Source organism: Parasulfuritortus cantonensis (assembly GCF_004337445.1).
GTDB lineage: Bacteria > Pseudomonadota > Gammaproteobacteria > Burkholderiales > Thiobacillaceae > Parasulfuritortus > Parasulfuritortus cantonensis.
In genome coordinates this window covers 1-18,079 of sequence record NZ_SJZB01000050.1, presented here as the reverse complement: position 1 = coordinate 18,079, position 18,079 = coordinate 1, and the positions used below count along the sequence as shown (strand labels likewise).

Genomic DNA, 18,079 nt, shown 5'->3' with positions numbered 1-18,079 from the left:
GTTGTTGTAGTGGCTGCCGATGCGCGGGTCCAGGCAGACGCCGTCGATGATCTGCTTGGTGTCGAGGCCGTGGGTGGCGGCGTAGGTGTCCAGCTCGTTGAAATAGGCGACCCGCATGGCCAGGAAGGTGTTGGAGAACAGCTTGATCGCCTCGGCCTCGGTGGAATCGGTGAACAGCACCGGGACGTCCGCCTTGGCGGCGCCTTCCCGGAACAGGCCGGCCAGCACCTCGGCGCGCTGGCTGCGCTCGCCGATGACGATGCGCGACGGATACAGGTTGTCGTACAGGGCCTTGCCCTCGCGCAGGAACTCGGGCGAGAAGATGAGGTTGGCGCAGTTGAACTGGGCCTTGACCTTGGCGGTGTAGCCGACCGGCACGGTGGACTTGATCACCATGACCGCCTGCGGGTTGATCGCCATGACGTCCTGGATCACCGCTTCCACGGTGCGGGTGTTGAAGTAGTTGGTCTCCGGATCGTAGTCGGTCGGCGTCGCGACGATCACGAACTCGGCCCCCTCGTAGGCGGCCCGCTTGTCCAGGGTGGCGCGGAAGTTGAGGGCCTTGTGGGCCAGATAGTCCTCGATCTCGGCGTCGACGATGGGCGACTGCTTGCGGTTCAGCATCTCCACCTTCTCGGGGACGATGTCGAGCGCCACCACCTCGTGGTGCTGGGCGAACAGGATGGCGTTGGACAGGCCGACGTAGCCGGTACCGGCGATGGCGATCTTCATGCTTGGATTCCCTTATGCGAGATGATTTCGTCGTTGATGCTGTGCAGGGCCGCGAGCGGATCCGCGGCCTGGGTGATCGGACGCCCGACCACCAGGTAATCGGCGCCGGCGGCGATGGCCTTGGCCGGGGTGAGGATGCGGCTCTGGTCGCCGGTGGCGCTGCCGGCCGGGCGGATGCCCGGCGTCACGAGCAGGAAATCGGGGCCGATGGCGCCGCGCAGCAGGCCGGCCTCCTGGGCCGAGCAGACGACGCCGTCGAGGCCCGCCTGCCGGGTCAGCCGGGCCAGGCGTTCGACCTGGACGGCCGGTTCGACGTCGAGGCCGATCTGGCGCAGGTCTTCCGCGGCCATGCTGGTCAGCACGGTGACGGCGATCAGCTTGGGCGGCTGCGCGGCACGCGCGACCGCCTCGCGCGCCGCCTGCATCATCTTGAGACCGCCCGAGGCGTGCACGTTGACCATCCAGACGCCGAGGTCGGCCGCCGCCGCGCAGGCCTGGGCGACGGTATTGGGGATGTCGTGGAACTTGAGGTCGAGGAAGACCTGGAAGCCGGCCGCCGCCAGTTTCTCGAGCAGCGCCGGCCCGGCGCGCACGAACAGCTCCTTGCCGACCTTGAGCTTGCATTCGGCCGGCGTCAGGCGTGCGACCAGGGCCAGGGCCGGCTCGGCGGCCGGGAAGTCGAGCGCGACGATGACGCGGGGATCGGCGGCGGGTTGGCCGTTACTCATTTTCCTTCCTCTCCGGCGGGATGCCTTCCCAGGTCGCGCAGGCCGGACACTGCCAGAAGAACTGGCGTGCCTTGAAGCCGCAATGGCCGCACTGGTAGTAGGCGACCCGGCTGACCTGGCGATGCACCAGGTCCTGGGCCATGCGAATCTCCAGGTCGTTGCCGGTGCCGCTGGTGCGCGCCTGCAGGTAGTCGTCCAGCACGCGCAGGCTCGGCAGCTGCTTGAGCGTCTCGGCCGCAAGCGCCTCGGCTTCGGCCCAGCCGCGGTGTTCGGCGACGGTGTTGAACAGGATGTGGAAGAGGTCGGCGCTCGGCTGCCGGCCCAGGTAGCCCTTGATCAGCTCGATGCCGTCGTCGAGGCGCCCCAGGCGCTGGTAGGCCTTGAGCAGGCGCTCGGCGACGACCGGCAGGTAGGCCGTGTTCTGCTGCTCGATGTGGCGCCAGTGTTCGATCGCCCCGGCGTCGTCGCCGGCCTGGGCGGCGAGGTCGCCGAGCAGCTGGCTGGCGCGTACCGCCTTGCGGTTGATCGCCAGGGCCTCGCCCAGGTGCGCGCGCGCCGCGTCGACGTCCTTGCGCAGCATGGCGTTGAGCGCCAGCTCGCAATGGTAATGGGAGGTGTCGGCATGTTGCGACGGGCTGCCCAGCTTCTCCAGGCGCTGCGCCACGGCGATGGCGGCCTCCCAATCCTTCTCGAGGACGTAGATCTCGAGTTGGTGGCGCAGGGCGTCGAGGACGTGGACGCCGGTCTCCAGCTTCTTGAAGATGTCCTCGGCACGGTCGAGCAGGCCGGCCTTGAGGAAATCCTGGCCCAGCTCGTACAGCGCCTTGAGGCGCTGGTCCTGCTTGAGGTCGCTGCGATCGACCAGGTTCTGGTGGATGCGGATGGCCCGGTCCAGCTCGCCGCGCCGGCGGAACAGCGCGCCCAGGGCGAAGTGCAGTTCGAGGGTGTCGGGGTCGAGGCGGGCGACCTCCAGGAAGGCCTCGATGGCGCGGTCCGGCTGCTCGCTGAGCAGATAGTTGAGGCCGCGGAAATAGGAGGTCGGGATGCTGCGCGACTCCTTCACCACCTGGCGGATGTCGATCCGCGCGGCCAGCCAGCCGAGGGCGAAGAAGAACGGCAATACCAGCAGTTGCCAGGTTTCGAATTCCATCAGGGGGGACTCTGTTTAGCGGCCTTGCGCAGGCGGACCAGTTCGCGCCGGTTGTTGAGCATCTGCCTGGAGCAGCCGAACAGGCCGATCAGGACGCCGGCGGTGAAGACCAGGAACAGCACCAGGGACAGTGGCGCCTGCCATTCCAGGCCGAGCAGGTAGTGGACTGACACCATCTCGCCGTTCTTGAGCGCGAAGCTCAACAGCAACAGGAACAGGACGAGCTTGATGGCCAGCGAAAGTAGACGCACGGTGACCTCTCCAAGGCAAGGGCGAATTGTAAGAGCCGGCCTCGCTTCTTCACAAGGCACATGTTGTCCCGGCCCGGGCCCCGGCGGACGAAAAAAATAGGCGGCACCGGTTGCCCGATGCCGCCTATCGGCGCGTGCGGGTTGGATCAGTCTTTGTAATCCACCCGGTCGCGCAGTTCCTTACCGGCCTTGAAGTGCGGGACGTACTTACCCGCCACGGTCACCTTCTCGCCGGTCTTGGGGTTGCGGCCCACCCGCGGCGGCCGGTAGTTCAGGCTGAAGCTACCGAAACCGCGAATCTCGATCCGCTTGCCCTCGACCAGGCTCTGCATCATGGCGTCAAGAATGGTCTTGACCGCCAGCTCGGCATCCGCGGCACCCAGATGTTGGTTGCGCTCAGCCAGCCGGTTGATCAACTCCGACTTGGTCATGGCCAGATTTTCTCCGGACAAATCAGTTCTCGGAGTTCTGGCCATCCAGCTTGGCCTTCAGCAGGGCGCCAAGGTTCGTCGTGCCGGCGGAATGGCCACCGGACAGATTCTTCATGGCGTCGGCCTGCTCGGCCGCTTCCTTCTGCTTGATCGACAGGTTGATCTGGCGGTTCTTGCGGTCGACGTTGACGATCATGGCTTCGACCGTATCGCCTTCCTTCAGGTGCGTGCGGATGTCCTCGACGCGGTCGCGCGAGACTTCCGAGGCGCGCAGGTAGCCGTCCATCTCGCCACTCAAGTCGATCACGGCACCCTTGGCGTCCAGCGACTTGACGGTACCGGTGACGACGGTGCCCTTGTCATGGCTGGCGATGTAGGAGTTGAACGGATCGCCTTCCAGTTGCTTGATGCCCAGGGAGATGCGCTCCTTGTCGGTGTCGATGGCCAGGACCACGGCCTCGACTTCCTCGCCCTTCTTGAAGTTGCGCAGGGCCTCTTCGCCGGGCAGGGACCAGGACAGGTCGGACAGGTGGACCAGGCCGTCGATGCCGCCGGGCAGGCCGATGAAGACGCCGAAGTCGGTGATCGACTTGATCTGGCCGGCCACCTTGTCGCCCTTCTTGAAGTTCATGGAGAACTCTTCCCACGGGTTGGCCTTGCACTGCTTCATGCCCAGGGAGATGCGGCGACGATCCTCGTCGATTTCCAGGACCATGACCTCGACCTCGTCGCCCAGGGAGACGACCTTGGAGGGGTTGACGTTCTTGTTGGTCCAGTCCATTTCGGAGACGTGCACCAGGCCTTCGATGCCCGGTTCGATCTCGACGAAGGCGCCGTAGTCGGTCAGGTTGGCCACCTTGCCGAACATGCGGGTGCCGGTGGGGTAGCGGCGGGCCAGGCCGATCCACGGATCTTCGCCCAGCTGCTTGAGACCCAGGGAGACGCGGTTCTTTTCCTGGTCGAACTTGAGCACCATGGCGGTGACTTCGTCACCGACGTTGACCACTTCGGTCGGGTGCTTGACGCGGCGCCAGGCCAGGTCGGTGATGTGGAGCAGGCCGTCGATGCCGCCGAGGTCGACGAAGGCGCCGTACTCGGTGATGTTCTTGACGATACCCTTGACGGTGGCGCCTTCCTTCAGGTTGGCCAGCAGGGCCTCGCGCTCGGCGCCCATGCTCTGTTCCAGGACGGCCTTGCGGGACACCACGACGTTGTTGCGCTTGCGGTCCAGCTTGATGACCTTGAAGTCGGCTTCCTTGCCCTCGTACGGGGAGGTGTCCTTGACCGGACGGATGTCGACCAGGGAACCGGGCAGGAAGGCGCGGATGCCGTTGCACATGACGGTCAGGCCACCCTTGACCTTGCCGTTGATCACGCCCTTGACGACGCGGCCCTCTTCCATGGCGGCTTCCAGGTCCAGCCAGGCGGCCAGGCGCTTGGCGCGGTCGCGGGACAGCTTGGTGGAGCCGAAGCCGTCTTCCAGCGATTCAATGGCCACCTGCACGAAATCCCCGACGTTGACGTCGAGTTCGCCACGGTCGTTCTTGAATTCCTCGGTGGGAATCAGGCTCTCGGACTTGAGGCCGGCGTTGACGGTGACGAAGTTATTGTCGATTGCCACGACTTCGGCGGTGATGACCTCGCCGGAGCGCATTTCCTGCTTGGCAATGCTCTCCTCGAAGAGGGCGGCAAAGGATTCCATCTGGAAGGGGGGGGTTGTGGTTGCAGTGGACATTGAATAAAAACCTGATTGTTTCCGTGTTGCCACGGGGGGTTGGTTAAAAAACCCTTGCGGGTCGGTCAACGGGCCTGGGCCCGGCGGTACCATTCCAGCACCTTGGCCACCGCCTGGGCGATGGTCAGGGCCGTGGTTTCCAGCAGATGGGCGTCGGCTTCCTGGCGCAGGGGAGCGGAAGCCCGGTTGGCGTCGCGCGCGTCGCGTTCCCGCAGGTCCTGCACAAGGGCGGCGAGGTTAGCATCAAATCCTTTGTCGATCAACTGCTTATAGCGCCTGTTGGCGCGTTCCTCCGGCGTCGCGGTGAGGAATACCTTGACCGACGCATCGGGAAACACGACCGAGCCCATGTCGCGGCCGTCGGTGACCAGGCCGGGCAGCTGGCGGAAGCCCCGCTGCAAGTCCAGCAGGGCGGCCCGCAGGGCCGGCAGGGCGGCGATCCTGGAGGCGGCGCGGCCGGCCTCCTCGGTGCGGATGGCGTCGCCCACCGGGCGGCCGTCCAGGTAGACCTCGATGCCGTCGAAGTGCAGGTTCAGGGTACGCGCCATCGCCGCCAGGCCGACCTCGTCGTCCAGCGCGACGCCGCGGTCCAGGGCGGCATAGGCGGTGACCCGGTAGATGGCGCCGCTGTCCAGGTAATGGAAGCCCAGTTCCTTGGCCACCAGGGCCGCCACGGTGCCCTTGCCGGAGGCGGACGGGCCGTCGATGGCGATGACCGGGACGTCGCTCATTGGGCGATGCCCTTGAACACGTCCCAATAGGTCGGGAAGGTCTTCGCCGTGCAGCCCGGGTCGTTGATCCGGATCGCCACGCCGCCCAGGCTGACCAGGGAGAAGCACATGGCCATGCGGTGGTCGTCGTAGGTGTCGATGACGGCGTTCGCCACCAGCTTGGCGGGCGGAGTCACCTTGATGTAGTCGGCGCCCTCCTCCACCGTGGCGCCGACTTTGCGCAGCTCGGTGGCCATCGCGGCGATGCGGTCGGTCTCCTTGACCCGCCAGGAGGCGATGTTCCTCAGCGTCGTGGTGCCGTCGGCGAACAGGGCCAGGATAGCCAGGGTCATGGCGGCATCGGGGATGTGGTTGCAGTCCAGGTCGATGGCGTGGAGCTTGTCGGCGCAGCCCAGGCGGCACTGGATCCAGTTGGCGCCGAAGTCGATCTCGGCGCCCATGCGCGCCAGGGCCTCGGCGAAGCGGACGTCGCCCTGGATGCTGTTGCGCCCGACACCCTCGACCCGGGTCTGGCCGTGGCCGATGGCGCCGGCGGCCAGGAAATAGGAGGCCGAGGAAGCGTCGCCCTCGACCTCGACGCTGCCGGGACTCTTGTACTTGACGGCCGGGACCACGAAGCTCTCCCAGCCGTTCTTCTGCACGGTGACGCCGAAACGCTTCATCAGGTTCAGGGTGATCTCGACGTAAGGCTTGGAGATCAGCTCGCCGTCCACCTTGACGGTCACCTCCCGGCCCAGCAAGGGTGCCGCGAGCAGGATGCCGGTCAGGTACTGGCTGGAGACGCTGCCCTTGACGGTGACCTCGGCCACCTCCTCGAGCACGGCCGGAGCCATCTTCAGGGGCGGAAAGCCCGCGTTGCCCAGGTATTCGACCTGGGCGCCCAGTTGCCGGACGGCATCGACCAGATCGCCGATCGGCCGCTCGTGCATGCGCGGGACGCCCTTGAGGACGTAGTCGCCGCCGGCCAGGGCGCAGGCCGCCGAGAGCGAACGGAAGGCGGTTCCGGCATTGCCCAGGAACAACTCGGCCTGTTTGACCGGGAAGACGCCGCCGATGCCCGCGACCCGGTAGTCGTCGCTGCCTTCGCGGCGGCTCCAGCCGACGCCCAGCTGCTTCAGCGCCTCGAGCATGACCCGGGTGTCGTCGGAATCGAGCAACGCCTTCACCTCGGTCGTCCCCTCGGCCAGGGCCGCGAGCAGGAGGACACGGTTGGAGATGCTCTTGGAGCCGGGCAGGCGGACGCTGCCGCGCGCGCCCTTGGCGGCGGGCAGGTCGATGTATTCAGCGCTCATTCGTCGTTCTCGATGTTTTCCCCGCCGGGCTGCCAGCGGCTGCGGGCCGCGCTCGCGCGGGTGAAGGATTGCATGAGGGTGTCGGTGTCGCCGGCGCCGAGGGCGTCGCGATAGGCCGACAGGCGGGACAGGTAGGCGTCCAGTTCGGCCACCAGGGCCTGGCGGTTGGCCAGGGCGATGTCGCGCCACATGACCGGCGAACTCCCGGCGATCCGGGTGAAGTCGCGGAAGCCGCTGCCGGCGTGGCGGAAATACAGTTCCGCTTCCGGCCGCCCGGCCAGTTCGTCGACCAGGGCGAAGGCGGCCAGATGCGGCAGGTGGCTGACCGCGGCGAAGATGCGGTCGTGCTCGGCGGCGCCCATTTCGCCGACCCGGGCGCCGCAGGCGCGCCACAGTTCGGCGACCGTGGTGACCGCCGTCGCCGCATTCTCGCGCAGCGGGGTCAGGATGACGTTGCGGCCGACGTAGAGGTCGGCCCGGGCCGCCGCCGCACCGCTCTTCTCCGCCCCGGCGATGGGGTGGCCGGGCACGAAACGGGCCGCCCCGGCACCCAGGCCGGCGCGCGCGGCGGCGATGACGTCCTGCTTGGTGCTGCCGGCGTCGGTGACCAGGGTATCGGGCCCGAGGTGGGGCGCGATGCGTCCGAACACGGCCGCCATGGCGCCCACCGGCAGGGCGAGCAGGACCAGGTCGGCACCCGTCACGGCGGCCTCCGGGCTGTCGGCGACCTCGTCGATCAGGCCGAGTGCGAGGGCCTCGGCCAGGTTGTCCCGGCTGCGTCCGTAGCCGACCACCTGGCGCACGACGCCGGCCCGCTTGGCGGCGGCGGCCAGGGAGCCGCCGATCAGGCCGACCCCGAGTACGGCGAGGCGGCCGATCATAGGGCCAGGATTTCCCGCAGGGCGGCCAGGAAACGCTCGTTCTGCTCGGGCAGGCCGATGCTGACGCGCAGGTACTCCGGCATGGCGTAGGCGCCGACCGGGCGGACGATGATGCCCTTGCGCAGCAGGGCCTGGAAGATCGCCCCGGCATCCCCTTCCTTGACCACGCGCACGGCGACGAAGTTGCCCGCCGAGGCGATCCAGTCCAGGCCGAGCCGGCGGAAGCCCGCGGTGAGCTGGGCCATGCCGGCGTCGTTCACGCGCTTGGCCTCGGCCAGGAATTCGTCGTCGGCCAGGGCGGCCTCGGCCGCGGCCAGGGCCAGGCTGTTGACGTTGAAGGGCTGGCGCACCCGGTTGAGGAGGTCGGCGAGTTCCCGGCTGCAGGCCGCGTAGCCGACCCGCAGGCCGGCCAGGCCGTAGGCCTTGGAAAAGGTGCGTACGACGATCAGGTTGGGGAATTCACGCAACCAGGCGATGGAGGGCGCGCGCCGTTCCGGGTCCATGAACTCGACGTAGGCCTCGTCCAGCACCACCACGGCACCGGTCGCCGCGAACGCCGCCAGGGCCCGGTGCAGCGCATCGTTGTCGAGCAGGGTGCCTGAGGGATTGTTCGGGTTGGCGATCCAGACCACCCGGGTATGGCGCTGAACGCGCGCCAGCATGGCGTCCAGGTCGTGGCCGTAATCCTTGGCCGGGGCCTCGAAGCCGATCGCCCCGGCCGCCTGGGTGGCCAGGGCATAGACCGCGAAGGCGTGGCGGGAATAGACCGCCGAGGTGCCCGGCGCCAGGAAGGCCCGCGCGACCATCTCGAGCAGGTCGTTGGAGCCGCCGCCGAGCACGATCTGGTCGAGGCCGATGCCGAGCCTGCCGGCCAGCGCGGTCTTGAGCGCGAAACCGTTGCCGTCCGGGTACAGGGCCAGGTCGTCGATGCCGGCCTGGATGGCGGCACGCGCCTTGGGCGAGACGCCGAGCGGGTTTTCGTTCGAGGCCAGCTTGACGATGTCGGCCTCCACCAGGCCCATTTCGCGGGCCAGTTCGGAGATCGGCTTGCCGGGTTGATAGGGGGCGATGGCCCGGATGTAGGCGGGAGAGAGTTCGGTCAGATTCATTTACAGCGCGGTGGGATAGGAACCGAGTACCTTGACGGACAGGGCGTGGCGGGCGGCCTCCTGGATGGCCTCGGCGACCAGGGGCTCCTCGCGGTGGCCTTCCAGGTCGATGAAGAATACGTACTCCCAGTTGCCGCTCTTGGCCGGCCGGGATTCCAGCTTGCACAGGCCGACGCCCAGGCGCGCGAACGGCTCGATCAGTTCCAGGAGGGCGCCCGGCTTGTTGCGCACGTACACCGCCAGCGAGGTCTTGTCCTTGCCCGACGGCGGTGCGGCGTCCTTGCCGAGGACCAGGAAACGGGTGGTGTTGCCGGCCACGTCCTCGATGCCCGGGGCGGCGATGGCCAGGCCGTAGACCTCGGCGGCCCGTTCGCCGGCGATGGCGGCGGCGTCCTCCGATTCGGCGGCCAGGCGCGCCGCCTCGGCGTTGCTCGCCACGGCGACGCGCTCGGCCTGCGGCAGGTAGGCATTCAGCCAGCCGGCGCACTGGCCGAGCGACTGGGCGTGCGAGTAGACGACCCGGATGCCGGCGAGGCCGCCGACCTTGCGCAGGAGATTCTGGCGCACGCGCACGGCGACCTCGCCGCACACGGTCAGCGGCGTCGCCAGGAGCAGGTCGAGGGTACGGCCGATGGCGCCCTCGGTGGTGTTCTCGACCGGCACCACGCCGAATTCCGCCAGGTCCGCCTCGACCGTCTTGAACACCTCGTCGAAGCTGGCCACCGGCAAACCGTGCGTGCTCTGGCCGAACTGCTTGACCGCCGCCTCTTCGGAGAACGTCCCGGCCGGGCCGAGATAGGCCACGGTGAGCGGCTGTTCGAGCGCCCGGCAAGCCGACATCACTTCCTTGAACAGGCGCTCGATCGCCTCGCCCGGCAAGGGCCCGGCATTGGCGGCCTGGAGCCGGCGCACCACCTGGGCCTCGCGTTCGGGCCGGTAGATGGGACCGCCCTCCTCGCCGTTGCTGAGCTTGAGGTGACCGACCGCCTGGGCCAGGCGGGCACGCTCGTTGAGCAGGACCAGGACGCGCTCGTCGAGCGCGTCGATCTGTTCGCGCAGCTTGGCGAGTTCCTCGTTCATCCGTGCATCTTCTGGAAGTCGGCCATGAACTCGACCAAGGCCTGGACGCCGTCGAGCGGCATGGCGTTGTAGATGGAGGCACGCATGCCGCCGACGGTCTTGTGGCCCTTGATCTGGACGATGCCGCGCGTCTTCGCCTCGGCGATGAAGGCCTCGTCGAGCCCACCGTCGGCCAGGGTGAAGGGCACGTTCATGCGCGAACGGTTGGCCGGCGCGACCGGGTTGCGGTAGAAGCCGCCGCTGCCGTCGACCGCGTCGTACAGGCGCTGCGCCTTCTCGGCGTTGAGTGCCGCCATGGCGGCCAGGCCGCCCTTGCCGAGCAGCCACTTGAAGACCAGCCCGGCCATGTAGATGGCGAAGGTGGGCGGGGTGTTGAGCATGGAACCGTTGGCGGCCTGGACGGCGTAGTCGAGCAGGGTCGGCGTGTGCTCCGAAGCCTTGCCGAGCAAGTCCTCGCGCACGATGACCAGGCAGACGCCGGCCGGGCCGATGTTCTTCTGGGCGCCGGCGTAGATCAGGCCGTAGCGGCTCACGTCCATGGGCCGGGACAGGATGTGCGAGCTCATGTCGGCGACCAGGGGCACGGCCGTCGGCAGCGCCGCCTCGTCGAAGGTCTCGACGCCGCGGATGGTTTCGTTGGTACACACGTGCAGGTAGGCGGCGTCGGGATCGAGGTCCATCTCGGCGACGGCCGGGAAGCGCGTGAAGCCCTCGGCCTCGGTCGAGGCGACCAGGCGGGCGCGGCCGTAGCGCTGCGCCTCCTTGTAGGCCTTCTTGGACCAGTCGCCGGTGACCAGGTAGTCGGCAGAGCGGCCGGCCATCAGGTTGAGGGGATCTGGGCGAACTGCAGCGTGGCGCCGCCCTGCAGGAACAGTACCTTGTAGTTGGCGGGCACCTGCATCAGGTCGCGCAGGTCGGCCTCGGCGGCCTCCAGGATGCTGGTGAACTCCTTGCCGCGGTGGCTCATCTCCATGACCGACATGCCGCAGCCGTGCCAGTTCATCAGTTCGTCGCTGGCCTGCTCCAGCACCGCCCTCGGCAACACGGCCGGGCCGGCGCTGAAGTTGTGTATGCGTTCCATGATGATCGTCGTTCCAGTTCAGTGATGGGTTGCCGGCTTGCGGGCCTTGCCGTCGGGGCCGTCCAGCCCCTGCACGAGGTCGAGGGCGGCGATCTTGGCCGGATCGGTCTCGCCGTTGACGTTGATGATGACCAGCTTGCCCTGGCCGCGTTTGAGGTCGTTGCGGAAGTCGTAGACGGCGCCGACCACGGTCAGCTTGCCGACGATGACCTCCTCTTCCCATTTCGCCATGGCGCGCCGGACCTGGTTGTTGACGTTCAGCGCGATGCTGCTCATGCCGGGGTCGCCCTTGGGGATCTGGATGGTGTCGAGTTCGTTGCGGATCGGCCCGGATTCCTGGCCATAGTCGCCCGCCGCGGCCTTGATGGCGCCGCAGGCGGAATGGCCGACGATGAGCAGCAGCGGCGTGTGCAGATGGTGGACGCCGTATTCCACCGAGCCCTCGGCGGTGGCGATCTGGTTGCCGATGTTGCGGATCACGAACAGGTCGCCGTCCGGCGTGGCGTCCAGCGCCTGCATGTGGACGCGCGAATCGGAACAGGTAATCACCGTCGCGCGCGGGTGCTGGCCGTCGACGAAGGGGGCGAAGTGGTCCGGGCCGTTCTTGCGCATGAAGTTGCGGTTGTCGCGGACGATGTTGCGCAGGACTTCCTTGGCCGCCGGATCGGCCTGGCGGTCGCCCAGGCTGGCGGCGTACTCGCGCAGCACCTCCTTGACGATGGCCCGGATGCGCTCCTTGTCGGCGGCATCGACCCCGCTCATGTCCACCGCCCACGCCGGCGCCGCCAGCATGAGGCACGCCGCGCATAGACCCGCTGCCAGACGCTTCATGTTCGTTCAGGTGTAATGAAACAGAAAACCGTATTCTACACAGTCGGCCGCCGGCCTTGTCGGCGCGCCGCGGCTACTGCTTGCCGGAGCGCCAGATCGAGTAGACCAGCCAGATGCCGTTGGCCATGGCGAGCAGGAAGCCGAACAGGCCGAGCAGGTAGGGAGCCTGCGGCACGGTCATGATGATCGATGACCCGATCACCAGCGAGGCCGTCAGGACCCCCACGGTGAGCCGGTTGGCGGCGTCGTTGAGCTGCTGGCCGAAGTGGTCCAGGCGCTTCAGGTCGAGGTCGATGCGCAGGCGGCCGCGCCGGGCCTGGCGCAACAGCCGGGTGATGTCCCTGGGCAGGCCGGTGATCACCTCGCCGATCTCGCGGATGCCGCGCTTGACCCGGCGCAGCAGGACGGCCGGCGCGTAGCGTTCCTCGATCACCTCGAGCACGAACGGCTCCAGGTGGTCAACCATGTGGAAATCGGGGTCGAGCTGGTGGCCCAAGCCCTCCAGCGTGATCAGGGCCTTGAACAACAGGGTCAGGTCGGGCGGGATCGACAGGTTGTTCTCGCGCAGCACCGCGGTGACGTCGGAAAGCAGCGGCGCGATGCGAATCTCCCGCAGCGGCAGGTCGTCGTAGCTGAAGATGATCTCGGTGAGGTCGTAGGCCAGCTTGTCCTCGTCGACGTCGGCATCGCCCGCCCAGATGGTGAGGACGTTGAGCAGGGCCTGCTCGTCCTTGTTGATCAGGGCGCCGAGGAAGTCGGTGATCTGGGCGCGGCGGACCTCGGTGAGGCGGCCGACCATGCCGAAGTCGAGCATGCCGACCCGGTTGCCGGCCAGGAACAGGATGTTCCCCGGGTGCGGATCGGCGTGGTAATGGCCGTGCACCAGGATCATCTTGAGCACCGCGTCGGCGCCGCGCGTGGCGAGGACCTGGAGGTCGAGGCCGGCCGAGCGGGCGGCGGCCAGGTCGCCGGCCGGGATGCCGCGCAGCTCTTCCTGGACGTTGATGATCTCGCCGCAATAGTCCCAGTAGACCCTGGGCACCCGGACGGTGTCGTCCTCGGCGAAGTTGCGCGCGAACACCGACAGGTTGCGCGCCTCCTTGGCCAGGTCGAGCTCGTTCATCAGCGAGCGGCGCAGCTGGTTGACGATCTGCTGCGGCCGGTAGCGGCGCAACTCCGGCATCTCGAACTCGGCCAGGCGGGCCAGGTGGGCCATGATGCGCAGGTCGGCCTCCACCTTGGCGACGATGTCCGGACGCCGGATCTTCAGGATTACCGCGGTGCCGTCCTTCAGGCGGGCCCGGTGCACCTGGGCGATCGAGGCGGCGGCGAAGGCCTCCGTCTCGAGGTCGTCGAACACCTCCTCGAGCGGCCGCCCGTACTTGGCCTCCAGGGTCGGCCGCAGCTTCTCGAACGGCACCGGCGGCACCCGGCTGTGCAGGCGCTCGAACTCGGCGATCCAGCCGGGCGGGAAGACGTCAACCCGGGTCGAGAGTATCTGGCCCAGCTTGACGAAGGTCGGCCCGAGGTCGGTCATGGCCATGCGGATGCGCACCGGCAGGTCGAGCTTGGCGATCTCGTCCGAGGTATGCCAGTGCAACAGCTTACCGGCCCGTTCCAGGGCGCGGGCCAGGCCCAGCATGCGCACGACGTCGCCCCAGCCGTAATGGATCAGGACCGAGGCGATGGTGTGGAGACGCGGGAGGTCCCGCATCACCGAGACGGTTTCACGCAGCATGGTGGACCGGGTTCGGGGCGCGGCGGACGGTCAGGGTTTGCGTCCGTCCAAGGCGTCGGCCAGACCGCGCAGGATGCCCGAGGTCACCGCCGACAACCGGCCGGCCGCCTCGCGGGCATCGTCCTTGAGGTCGCGTCCGGCATCCTTGGCGGCGCCGCCGAGGCCGCGTCCGAGCACGTCGAGGACCGACTTGATCTGGGTGCCGGTATCGGTGCCGTTGCGGCCGAAATGCTCGCCCAGGCGGGTGAACTCGTCATTCACCACGCCCTTGGTGCGGCCGCCGACGTCCTTGAGCGTGCCGACCAGGTCGTCCTCCAGGCCGCGCACGGCATCGTAGGCCTCGCGCAGGTCGGCATCGGCGAAGCGACGGCCGTTGTCCCAGGCCTCCTCGACCGCCGTCTGGAGGGCGTACAGGCTCTTGCCCATGGCCTCGTCGAGACCGCCGACGGCGCTCCTGAGCGATTCGCCGGCATGTTCGGCATGGGCCCCGAAGCCCTCGCCGAGCCCCTCCACGGCATCCTTCAACACCGCACGGTAGGCCTTGGGGTCGGCCTTGCGGTCGACGATCGCGCGCAGTACCAAATCGCGCACCCGGGCGCGCAGGTCGCCGCCCTCGCTGGCCGCAACACGGATCGGCAGCCGTACTTCGTCTTCTTCGTTCGTCATGACCAAACCTCCATCGGAAAACGCCGTTCATCGCACGGCGCCATTTGACCATACTTTCATCGTAGACAAGGCCGCCGTTAGCTGGCTAAATGTCGGCCGCATGCGACACCTGATCTCCATTGCCGCCCTGACGGCCGCCCTCGCCCTGACGACCGGATACGCGCCGGCCGAGGACAGCGGGTTCGTCTCCGGCATGAAGGAAAGGGCCCAGCCCCTGCTCTACGCGCTCGGCCTGCTCGGCAGCCCCTACAAGGCCGGCGGCACCGACCCCAACAAGGGCGTCGACTGCAGCGGCTTCGTGCGCCACGTCTACAAGCAGACCGAGGACATCGACCTGCCGCACAACGCCAAGGCGATGAGCCAGAACGGCGAACAGGTGGCCAAGACCGAACTCAAGCCCGGCGACCTGGTGTTCTTCGATACCCGCCACAAGCCCTTTTCCCACGTCGGCATCTATGCCGGCGACGGCCAGTTCGTCCATGCCGCCAGCAGCCGCAGCAAGCAGGTGATGGTGTCGAACATGAACGACGGCTACTGGTCCAAGCGCTTCAACGGCGCCCGCCGCCTGTTGAGCGGCGGCACCAGCCCCGAATAGCTACTTCTTCTTCCGCTGCCAGTACCGCCCGAGCACGGCGACCGAGGCAAACTCGGATGCCCCGGCGACCATCAGGGCCACCCCCAGCAGCGTGGCCTGGTCCGCCACCAGGCTGGCCGGCGGCATCAGCCAGAACCAGGCGCCGACCAGGACGAACAGTAGCGCGAACACCCGCATGAGCGTCAGCACGGCCCGTTGCTGGGGCGCCAGGCCGGGACCGGCTCCGGCCCCGGCTGCCGCCGGCTGGCGGAAATCCTGGGTCACGCCAGGGCGTCCGACACCATCTTGCGCGCCTCGGCGACGATCGCATCCAGGTGTTCGCGGCTGACGAAGCTCTCCGCGTAGATCTTGTAGATGTCCTCGGTACCGGACGGCCGGGCGGCGAACCAGCCGTTCGCCGTGGTCACCTTGAGGCCGCCGATGGGGGCATCGTTGCCGGGCGCGCGCGTCAGCTTGGCGGTGATGGCGTCACCGGCCAGGCTGGCGGCGGTCACCCGTTCCGGGGTCAGGTGCTTGAAGGCGGCCTTTTCCTCGCGGCTCACCGGGGTGTCGATGCGGACGTAGAACGGCTTGCCGTACTTCTCCGCCAGGGCCAGGTAATAATGGCCCGGGTCCTTGCCGGTGACCGCGGTGATCTCGGCCGCCAGGAGGGCCAGGATGATGCCGTCCTTGTCGGTGCTCCAGACCGTCCCGTCGCGGCGCAGGAAACTGGCCCCGGCACTCTCCTCGCCGCCGAAGCAGAAGCGCCCCTCCAGGAGGCCCTGCGAGAACCACTTGAAACCGACCGGCACCTCGACCATGGTGCGGCCGCGTCCGGCCACCACGCGGTCGATCATGGCCGAGCTGACCAGGGTCTTGCCCACCGCGGCGCTGGCCGGCCAGTGCGGCCGATGCGTGAGCAGGTAGTCGATGGCCACGGCCAGGTAGTGGTTGGGGTTCATCAGGCCCACCGACGGGGTGACGATGCCATGGCGGTCGACGTCGGCGTCGTTGCCCCAGGCGATGTCGTACTTGTCCTTGAGGGCGACCAGGCTGGCCATGGCATAGGGGCTGGAGCAATCCATGCGAATCTTGCCGTCATGGTCCAGGGTCATGAAGCCGAAAGTCGGGTCGACCTTGTCGTTGACGACGTCGACGTCGAGACCGTACTGGTCGGCGAGCGGCCGCCAATAGGCCACCGCCGCGCCCCCGAGCGGATCCACGCCGATGCGCAGCTTGGCAGAACGTATCGCTTCGAAATCAATGACGTTCTCGAGGTCGTTAATGTACGGCATCATGAAATCGACGGCCTGGATGCAGCTCGCCGAGGCCGGATCGGCCTGCTTCACGTCGACGTTGCCCGCCGCCATCAGGGCGTTGGCCCGCTGTTCGATCCAGCCGGTGGCGTCGGTGTCGGCCGGGCCGCCGTGCGGGGGGTTGTACTTGATGCCGCCGTCCGCGGGCGGGTTGTGCGAGGGGGTGATGACGATGCCGTCGGCGCGCGCCCGGGCGGGATCGCCATTCCAGTCCAGGATGGCGCGCGAGATCACCGGCGTCGGCGTGTAGCCGCCCTTTTCCTGCATGCGCGTGTCGACGCCGTTGCCGGCCAGCACGGCGAGGCAGGTGGCCTGGGCCGGCGCCGACAGGGCGTGGGTGTCCATGCCCAGGAACAGCGGTCCGCCGATGCCCTGCCCGGCCCGGTACTCGCACACCGCCTGGGTGATGGCCAGGATGTGCGCCTCGTTGAAGCTTTTCTTGAGGGCGGTGCCCCGGTGGCCGCTGGTGCCGAAGGCGACACGCTGGCCGGGATCGCCGGCGTCCGGCAGATCATGGTAAGCGCGCAACAGGGCAGCGGTGTCGATCAGGGATTCGGCGGGGGCGGGTTGGCCGGCGAGGGGATGGCTCATGCGTTTCTCCAAGTCTGGTTCAGCCCGCCAATGTTACGCCGCCGACATGACGAAAGACACCCGCGCGGCGCCCGGGTGGGGGTGGGGCGGCCGATCCGGTAAAATTGCCGTTCGACTCACCGGAAGCAAGCACCTGATGAAAGAACTGGCCCAACAACTCGGACTCTCCTTCCTCGCCGAGCCCTGGCTGCCCGAGGTACTGATCGTCATCCTGGCGGTATTGGTGGTGAACGTCGCCGCCTACTACCTGCTGCGCCACGCCGAGCGCCTCACCGCCCGGACCGCGACCGTCTGGGACGACGCCGTCGTCCGGGCCGCCGCCAAGCCGCTGCGCGTACTGGTCTGGCTGGTCGGCATCGCCGCCGCCAGCGACATCCTCGGCAAGCACCTGGGGGCGCCGATATTCGACTTCGTGCCGCCCTTGCGCAACGTCGGCGTGGTGGGCTGCCTGGCCTGGTTCATGGTCCTGCTGACCGGCAACATCGCCGGCAACATCGTCAGCCTGCGCCTGGCGGCCGGGGAAGAGGTCGACCGCACCACCATCGACGCCCTCGCCAAGCTGGCCAAGCTGACCGTGCTGGTGATCGCCGTCCTGGTCGCCATGCAGACCCTGGGCATCAGCATCTCCGGCATCCTGGCCGCCGGCGGCATCGGCGGCATCGCGGTCGGCTTCGCGGCCAAGGACCTGCTGGCCAACTTCTTCGGCGGCTTGACCATCTACATGGACCGGCCGTTCTCGGTCGGCGAATGGATACGTTCGCCGGACAAGGACATCGAGGGCACGGTGGAATACATCAGCTGGCGCCACACCCGCATCCGGCGTTTCAACAAGAATCCGCTCTACGTGCCCAACGCCCTGTTCACCACCATCGTCGTGGAAAACCCGTCGCGCATGAGCAACCGGCGCATCAAGGAGACCATCGGCCTGCGCTACGAGGACATCGACAAGGTGGCGCCCATCGTCGCCGACGTGAAGGAGATGCTGCAGACGCACCCGGAGATCGACACCGGGCAGACCCTGATCGTCAATTTCGACCAGTTCGCCGACTCGTCGCTCAACTTCTTCATCTACACCTTCACCAAGACCACGGCCTGGGTGCGCTACCATGAGATCAAGCAGGATGTCCTGCTCAAGGTGGCCGACATCATCGCCCGCCATGGT

General features: G+C 67.8%; 18 protein-coding genes and 1 pseudogene. 2 read left to right on the top strand and 17 right to left on the bottom strand.

Going from position 1 to position 18,079, the window contains the following annotated elements; genetic code table 11:
• The 15 genes and pseudogenes from EZJ19_RS14530 to EZJ19_RS14460 all read right to left on the bottom strand — a co-directional run.
• On the bottom strand, positions 1-732 hold a 732-nt coding region (locus tag EZJ19_RS14530; RefSeq protein ID WP_131448838.1), incomplete at its 3' end, for a nucleotide sugar dehydrogenase.
• Complete coding sequence (gene pyrF / locus EZJ19_RS14525; protein ID WP_131448836.1) at positions 729-1,460, bottom strand: orotidine-5'-phosphate decarboxylase; 732 nt, start codon at positions 1,458-1,460, stop codon at positions 729-731. The genes EZJ19_RS14530 and pyrF, both read right to left, overlap by 4 nt.
• Entirely contained in the window at positions 1,453-2,610 is a 1,158-nt protein-coding gene (gene lapB, locus EZJ19_RS14520; protein WP_131448834.1) for a lipopolysaccharide assembly protein LapB, read from the bottom strand. Before lapB ends, pyrF begins: the two co-directional genes overlap by 8 nt.
• Positions 2,610-2,861: a lipopolysaccharide assembly protein LapA domain-containing protein gene (locus EZJ19_RS14515; RefSeq protein ID WP_240754792.1), complete on the bottom strand. Its 252-nt coding sequence runs from the start codon at positions 2,859-2,861 to the stop codon at positions 2,610-2,612. The genes lapB and EZJ19_RS14515 overlap by 1 nt, the downstream gene beginning before the upstream one ends.
• Positions 2,862-3,007: 146 nt before the next feature.
• A complete protein-coding gene (locus tag EZJ19_RS14510; protein ID WP_131448842.1) occupies positions 3,008-3,292 on the bottom strand; it encodes an integration host factor subunit beta in 285 nt (94 codons plus the stop codon).
• 22 nt (positions 3,293-3,314) lie between these two features.
• Complete coding sequence (gene rpsA, locus EZJ19_RS14505; RefSeq protein ID WP_131448832.1) at positions 3,315-5,027, bottom strand: 30S ribosomal protein S1; 1,713 nt, start codon at positions 5,025-5,027, stop codon at positions 3,315-3,317.
• A gap of 65 nt (positions 5,028-5,092) precedes the next feature.
• Positions 5,093-5,758 (bottom strand): (d)CMP kinase, encoded by a 666-nt coding sequence (cmk, locus tag EZJ19_RS14500; protein WP_131448830.1) that lies wholly within the window; start codon positions 5,756-5,758, stop codon positions 5,093-5,095.
• Entirely contained in the window at positions 5,755-7,050 is a 1,296-nt protein-coding gene (aroA, locus tag EZJ19_RS14495) for a 3-phosphoshikimate 1-carboxyvinyltransferase (RefSeq protein WP_131448828.1), read from the bottom strand. Before aroA ends, cmk begins: the two co-directional genes overlap by 4 nt.
• Entirely contained in the window at positions 7,047-7,931 is an 885-nt protein-coding gene (locus EZJ19_RS14490) for a prephenate dehydrogenase (RefSeq protein WP_131448826.1), read from the bottom strand. The genes aroA and EZJ19_RS14490 overlap by 4 nt, the downstream gene beginning before the upstream one ends.
• Positions 7,928-9,040 (bottom strand): histidinol-phosphate transaminase, encoded by a 1,113-nt coding sequence (gene hisC, locus EZJ19_RS14485; RefSeq protein WP_131448824.1) that lies wholly within the window; start codon positions 9,038-9,040, stop codon positions 7,928-7,930. Before hisC ends, EZJ19_RS14490 begins: the two co-directional genes overlap by 4 nt.
• Positions 9,041-10,120: a prephenate dehydratase gene (gene pheA, locus EZJ19_RS14480; RefSeq protein ID WP_131448822.1), complete on the bottom strand. Its 1,080-nt coding sequence runs from the start codon at positions 10,118-10,120 to the stop codon at positions 9,041-9,043.
• Positions 10,117-11,201: pseudogene (gene serC, locus EZJ19_RS14475) on the bottom strand (3-phosphoserine/phosphohydroxythreonine transaminase). Before serC ends, pheA begins: the two are co-directional and overlap by 4 nt.
• An 18-nt stretch (positions 11,202-11,219) precedes the next feature.
• Positions 11,220-12,032 carry a carbonic anhydrase gene (locus EZJ19_RS14470; protein ID WP_240754791.1) on the bottom strand — a complete coding sequence of 271 codons (813 nt, stop codon included), beginning with the start codon at positions 12,030-12,032 and terminating at the stop codon, positions 11,220-11,222.
• A 73-nt stretch (positions 12,033-12,105) separates the two neighbouring features.
• Positions 12,106-13,770, bottom strand: coding sequence for an ABC1 kinase family protein (locus EZJ19_RS14465; RefSeq protein ID WP_131448820.1), 1,665 nt, complete (start codon positions 13,768-13,770; stop codon positions 12,106-12,108).
• Positions 13,771-13,800: 30 nt separating this feature from the next.
• On the bottom strand, positions 13,801-14,436 hold the full coding sequence (locus tag EZJ19_RS14460; protein ID WP_131448818.1) for a DUF6781 family protein: 636 nt from the start codon (positions 14,434-14,436) through the stop codon (positions 13,801-13,803).
• A 100-nt stretch (positions 14,437-14,536) separates the two neighbouring features.
• On the opposite strand from EZJ19_RS14460, the gene EZJ19_RS14455 reads away from it, so the two are divergent.
• Positions 14,537-15,031 carry a C40 family peptidase gene (locus EZJ19_RS14455; RefSeq protein WP_131448816.1) on the top strand — a complete coding sequence of 165 codons (495 nt, stop codon included), beginning with the start codon at positions 14,537-14,539 and terminating at the stop codon, positions 15,029-15,031.
• Here EZJ19_RS14455 and EZJ19_RS14450 read toward each other — a convergent pair whose 3' ends face one another.
• Both EZJ19_RS14450 and pgm read right to left on the bottom strand, forming a co-directional pair.
• Complete coding sequence (locus EZJ19_RS14450; RefSeq protein ID WP_131448814.1) at positions 15,032-15,295, bottom strand: hypothetical protein; 264 nt, start codon at positions 15,293-15,295, stop codon at positions 15,032-15,034.
• Positions 15,292-16,917: a phosphoglucomutase (alpha-D-glucose-1,6-bisphosphate-dependent) gene (gene pgm / locus EZJ19_RS14445; RefSeq protein ID WP_131448812.1), complete on the bottom strand. Its 1,626-nt coding sequence runs from the start codon at positions 16,915-16,917 to the stop codon at positions 15,292-15,294. The genes EZJ19_RS14450 and pgm overlap by 4 nt, the downstream gene beginning before the upstream one ends.
• A 136-nt stretch (positions 16,918-17,053) precedes the next feature.
• On the opposite strand from pgm, the gene EZJ19_RS14440 reads away from it, so the two are divergent.
• Positions 17,054-18,079, top strand: a 1,026-nt coding sequence (locus tag EZJ19_RS14440; protein WP_131448810.1) for a mechanosensitive ion channel family protein, incomplete at its 3' end; no start/stop codon positions are given.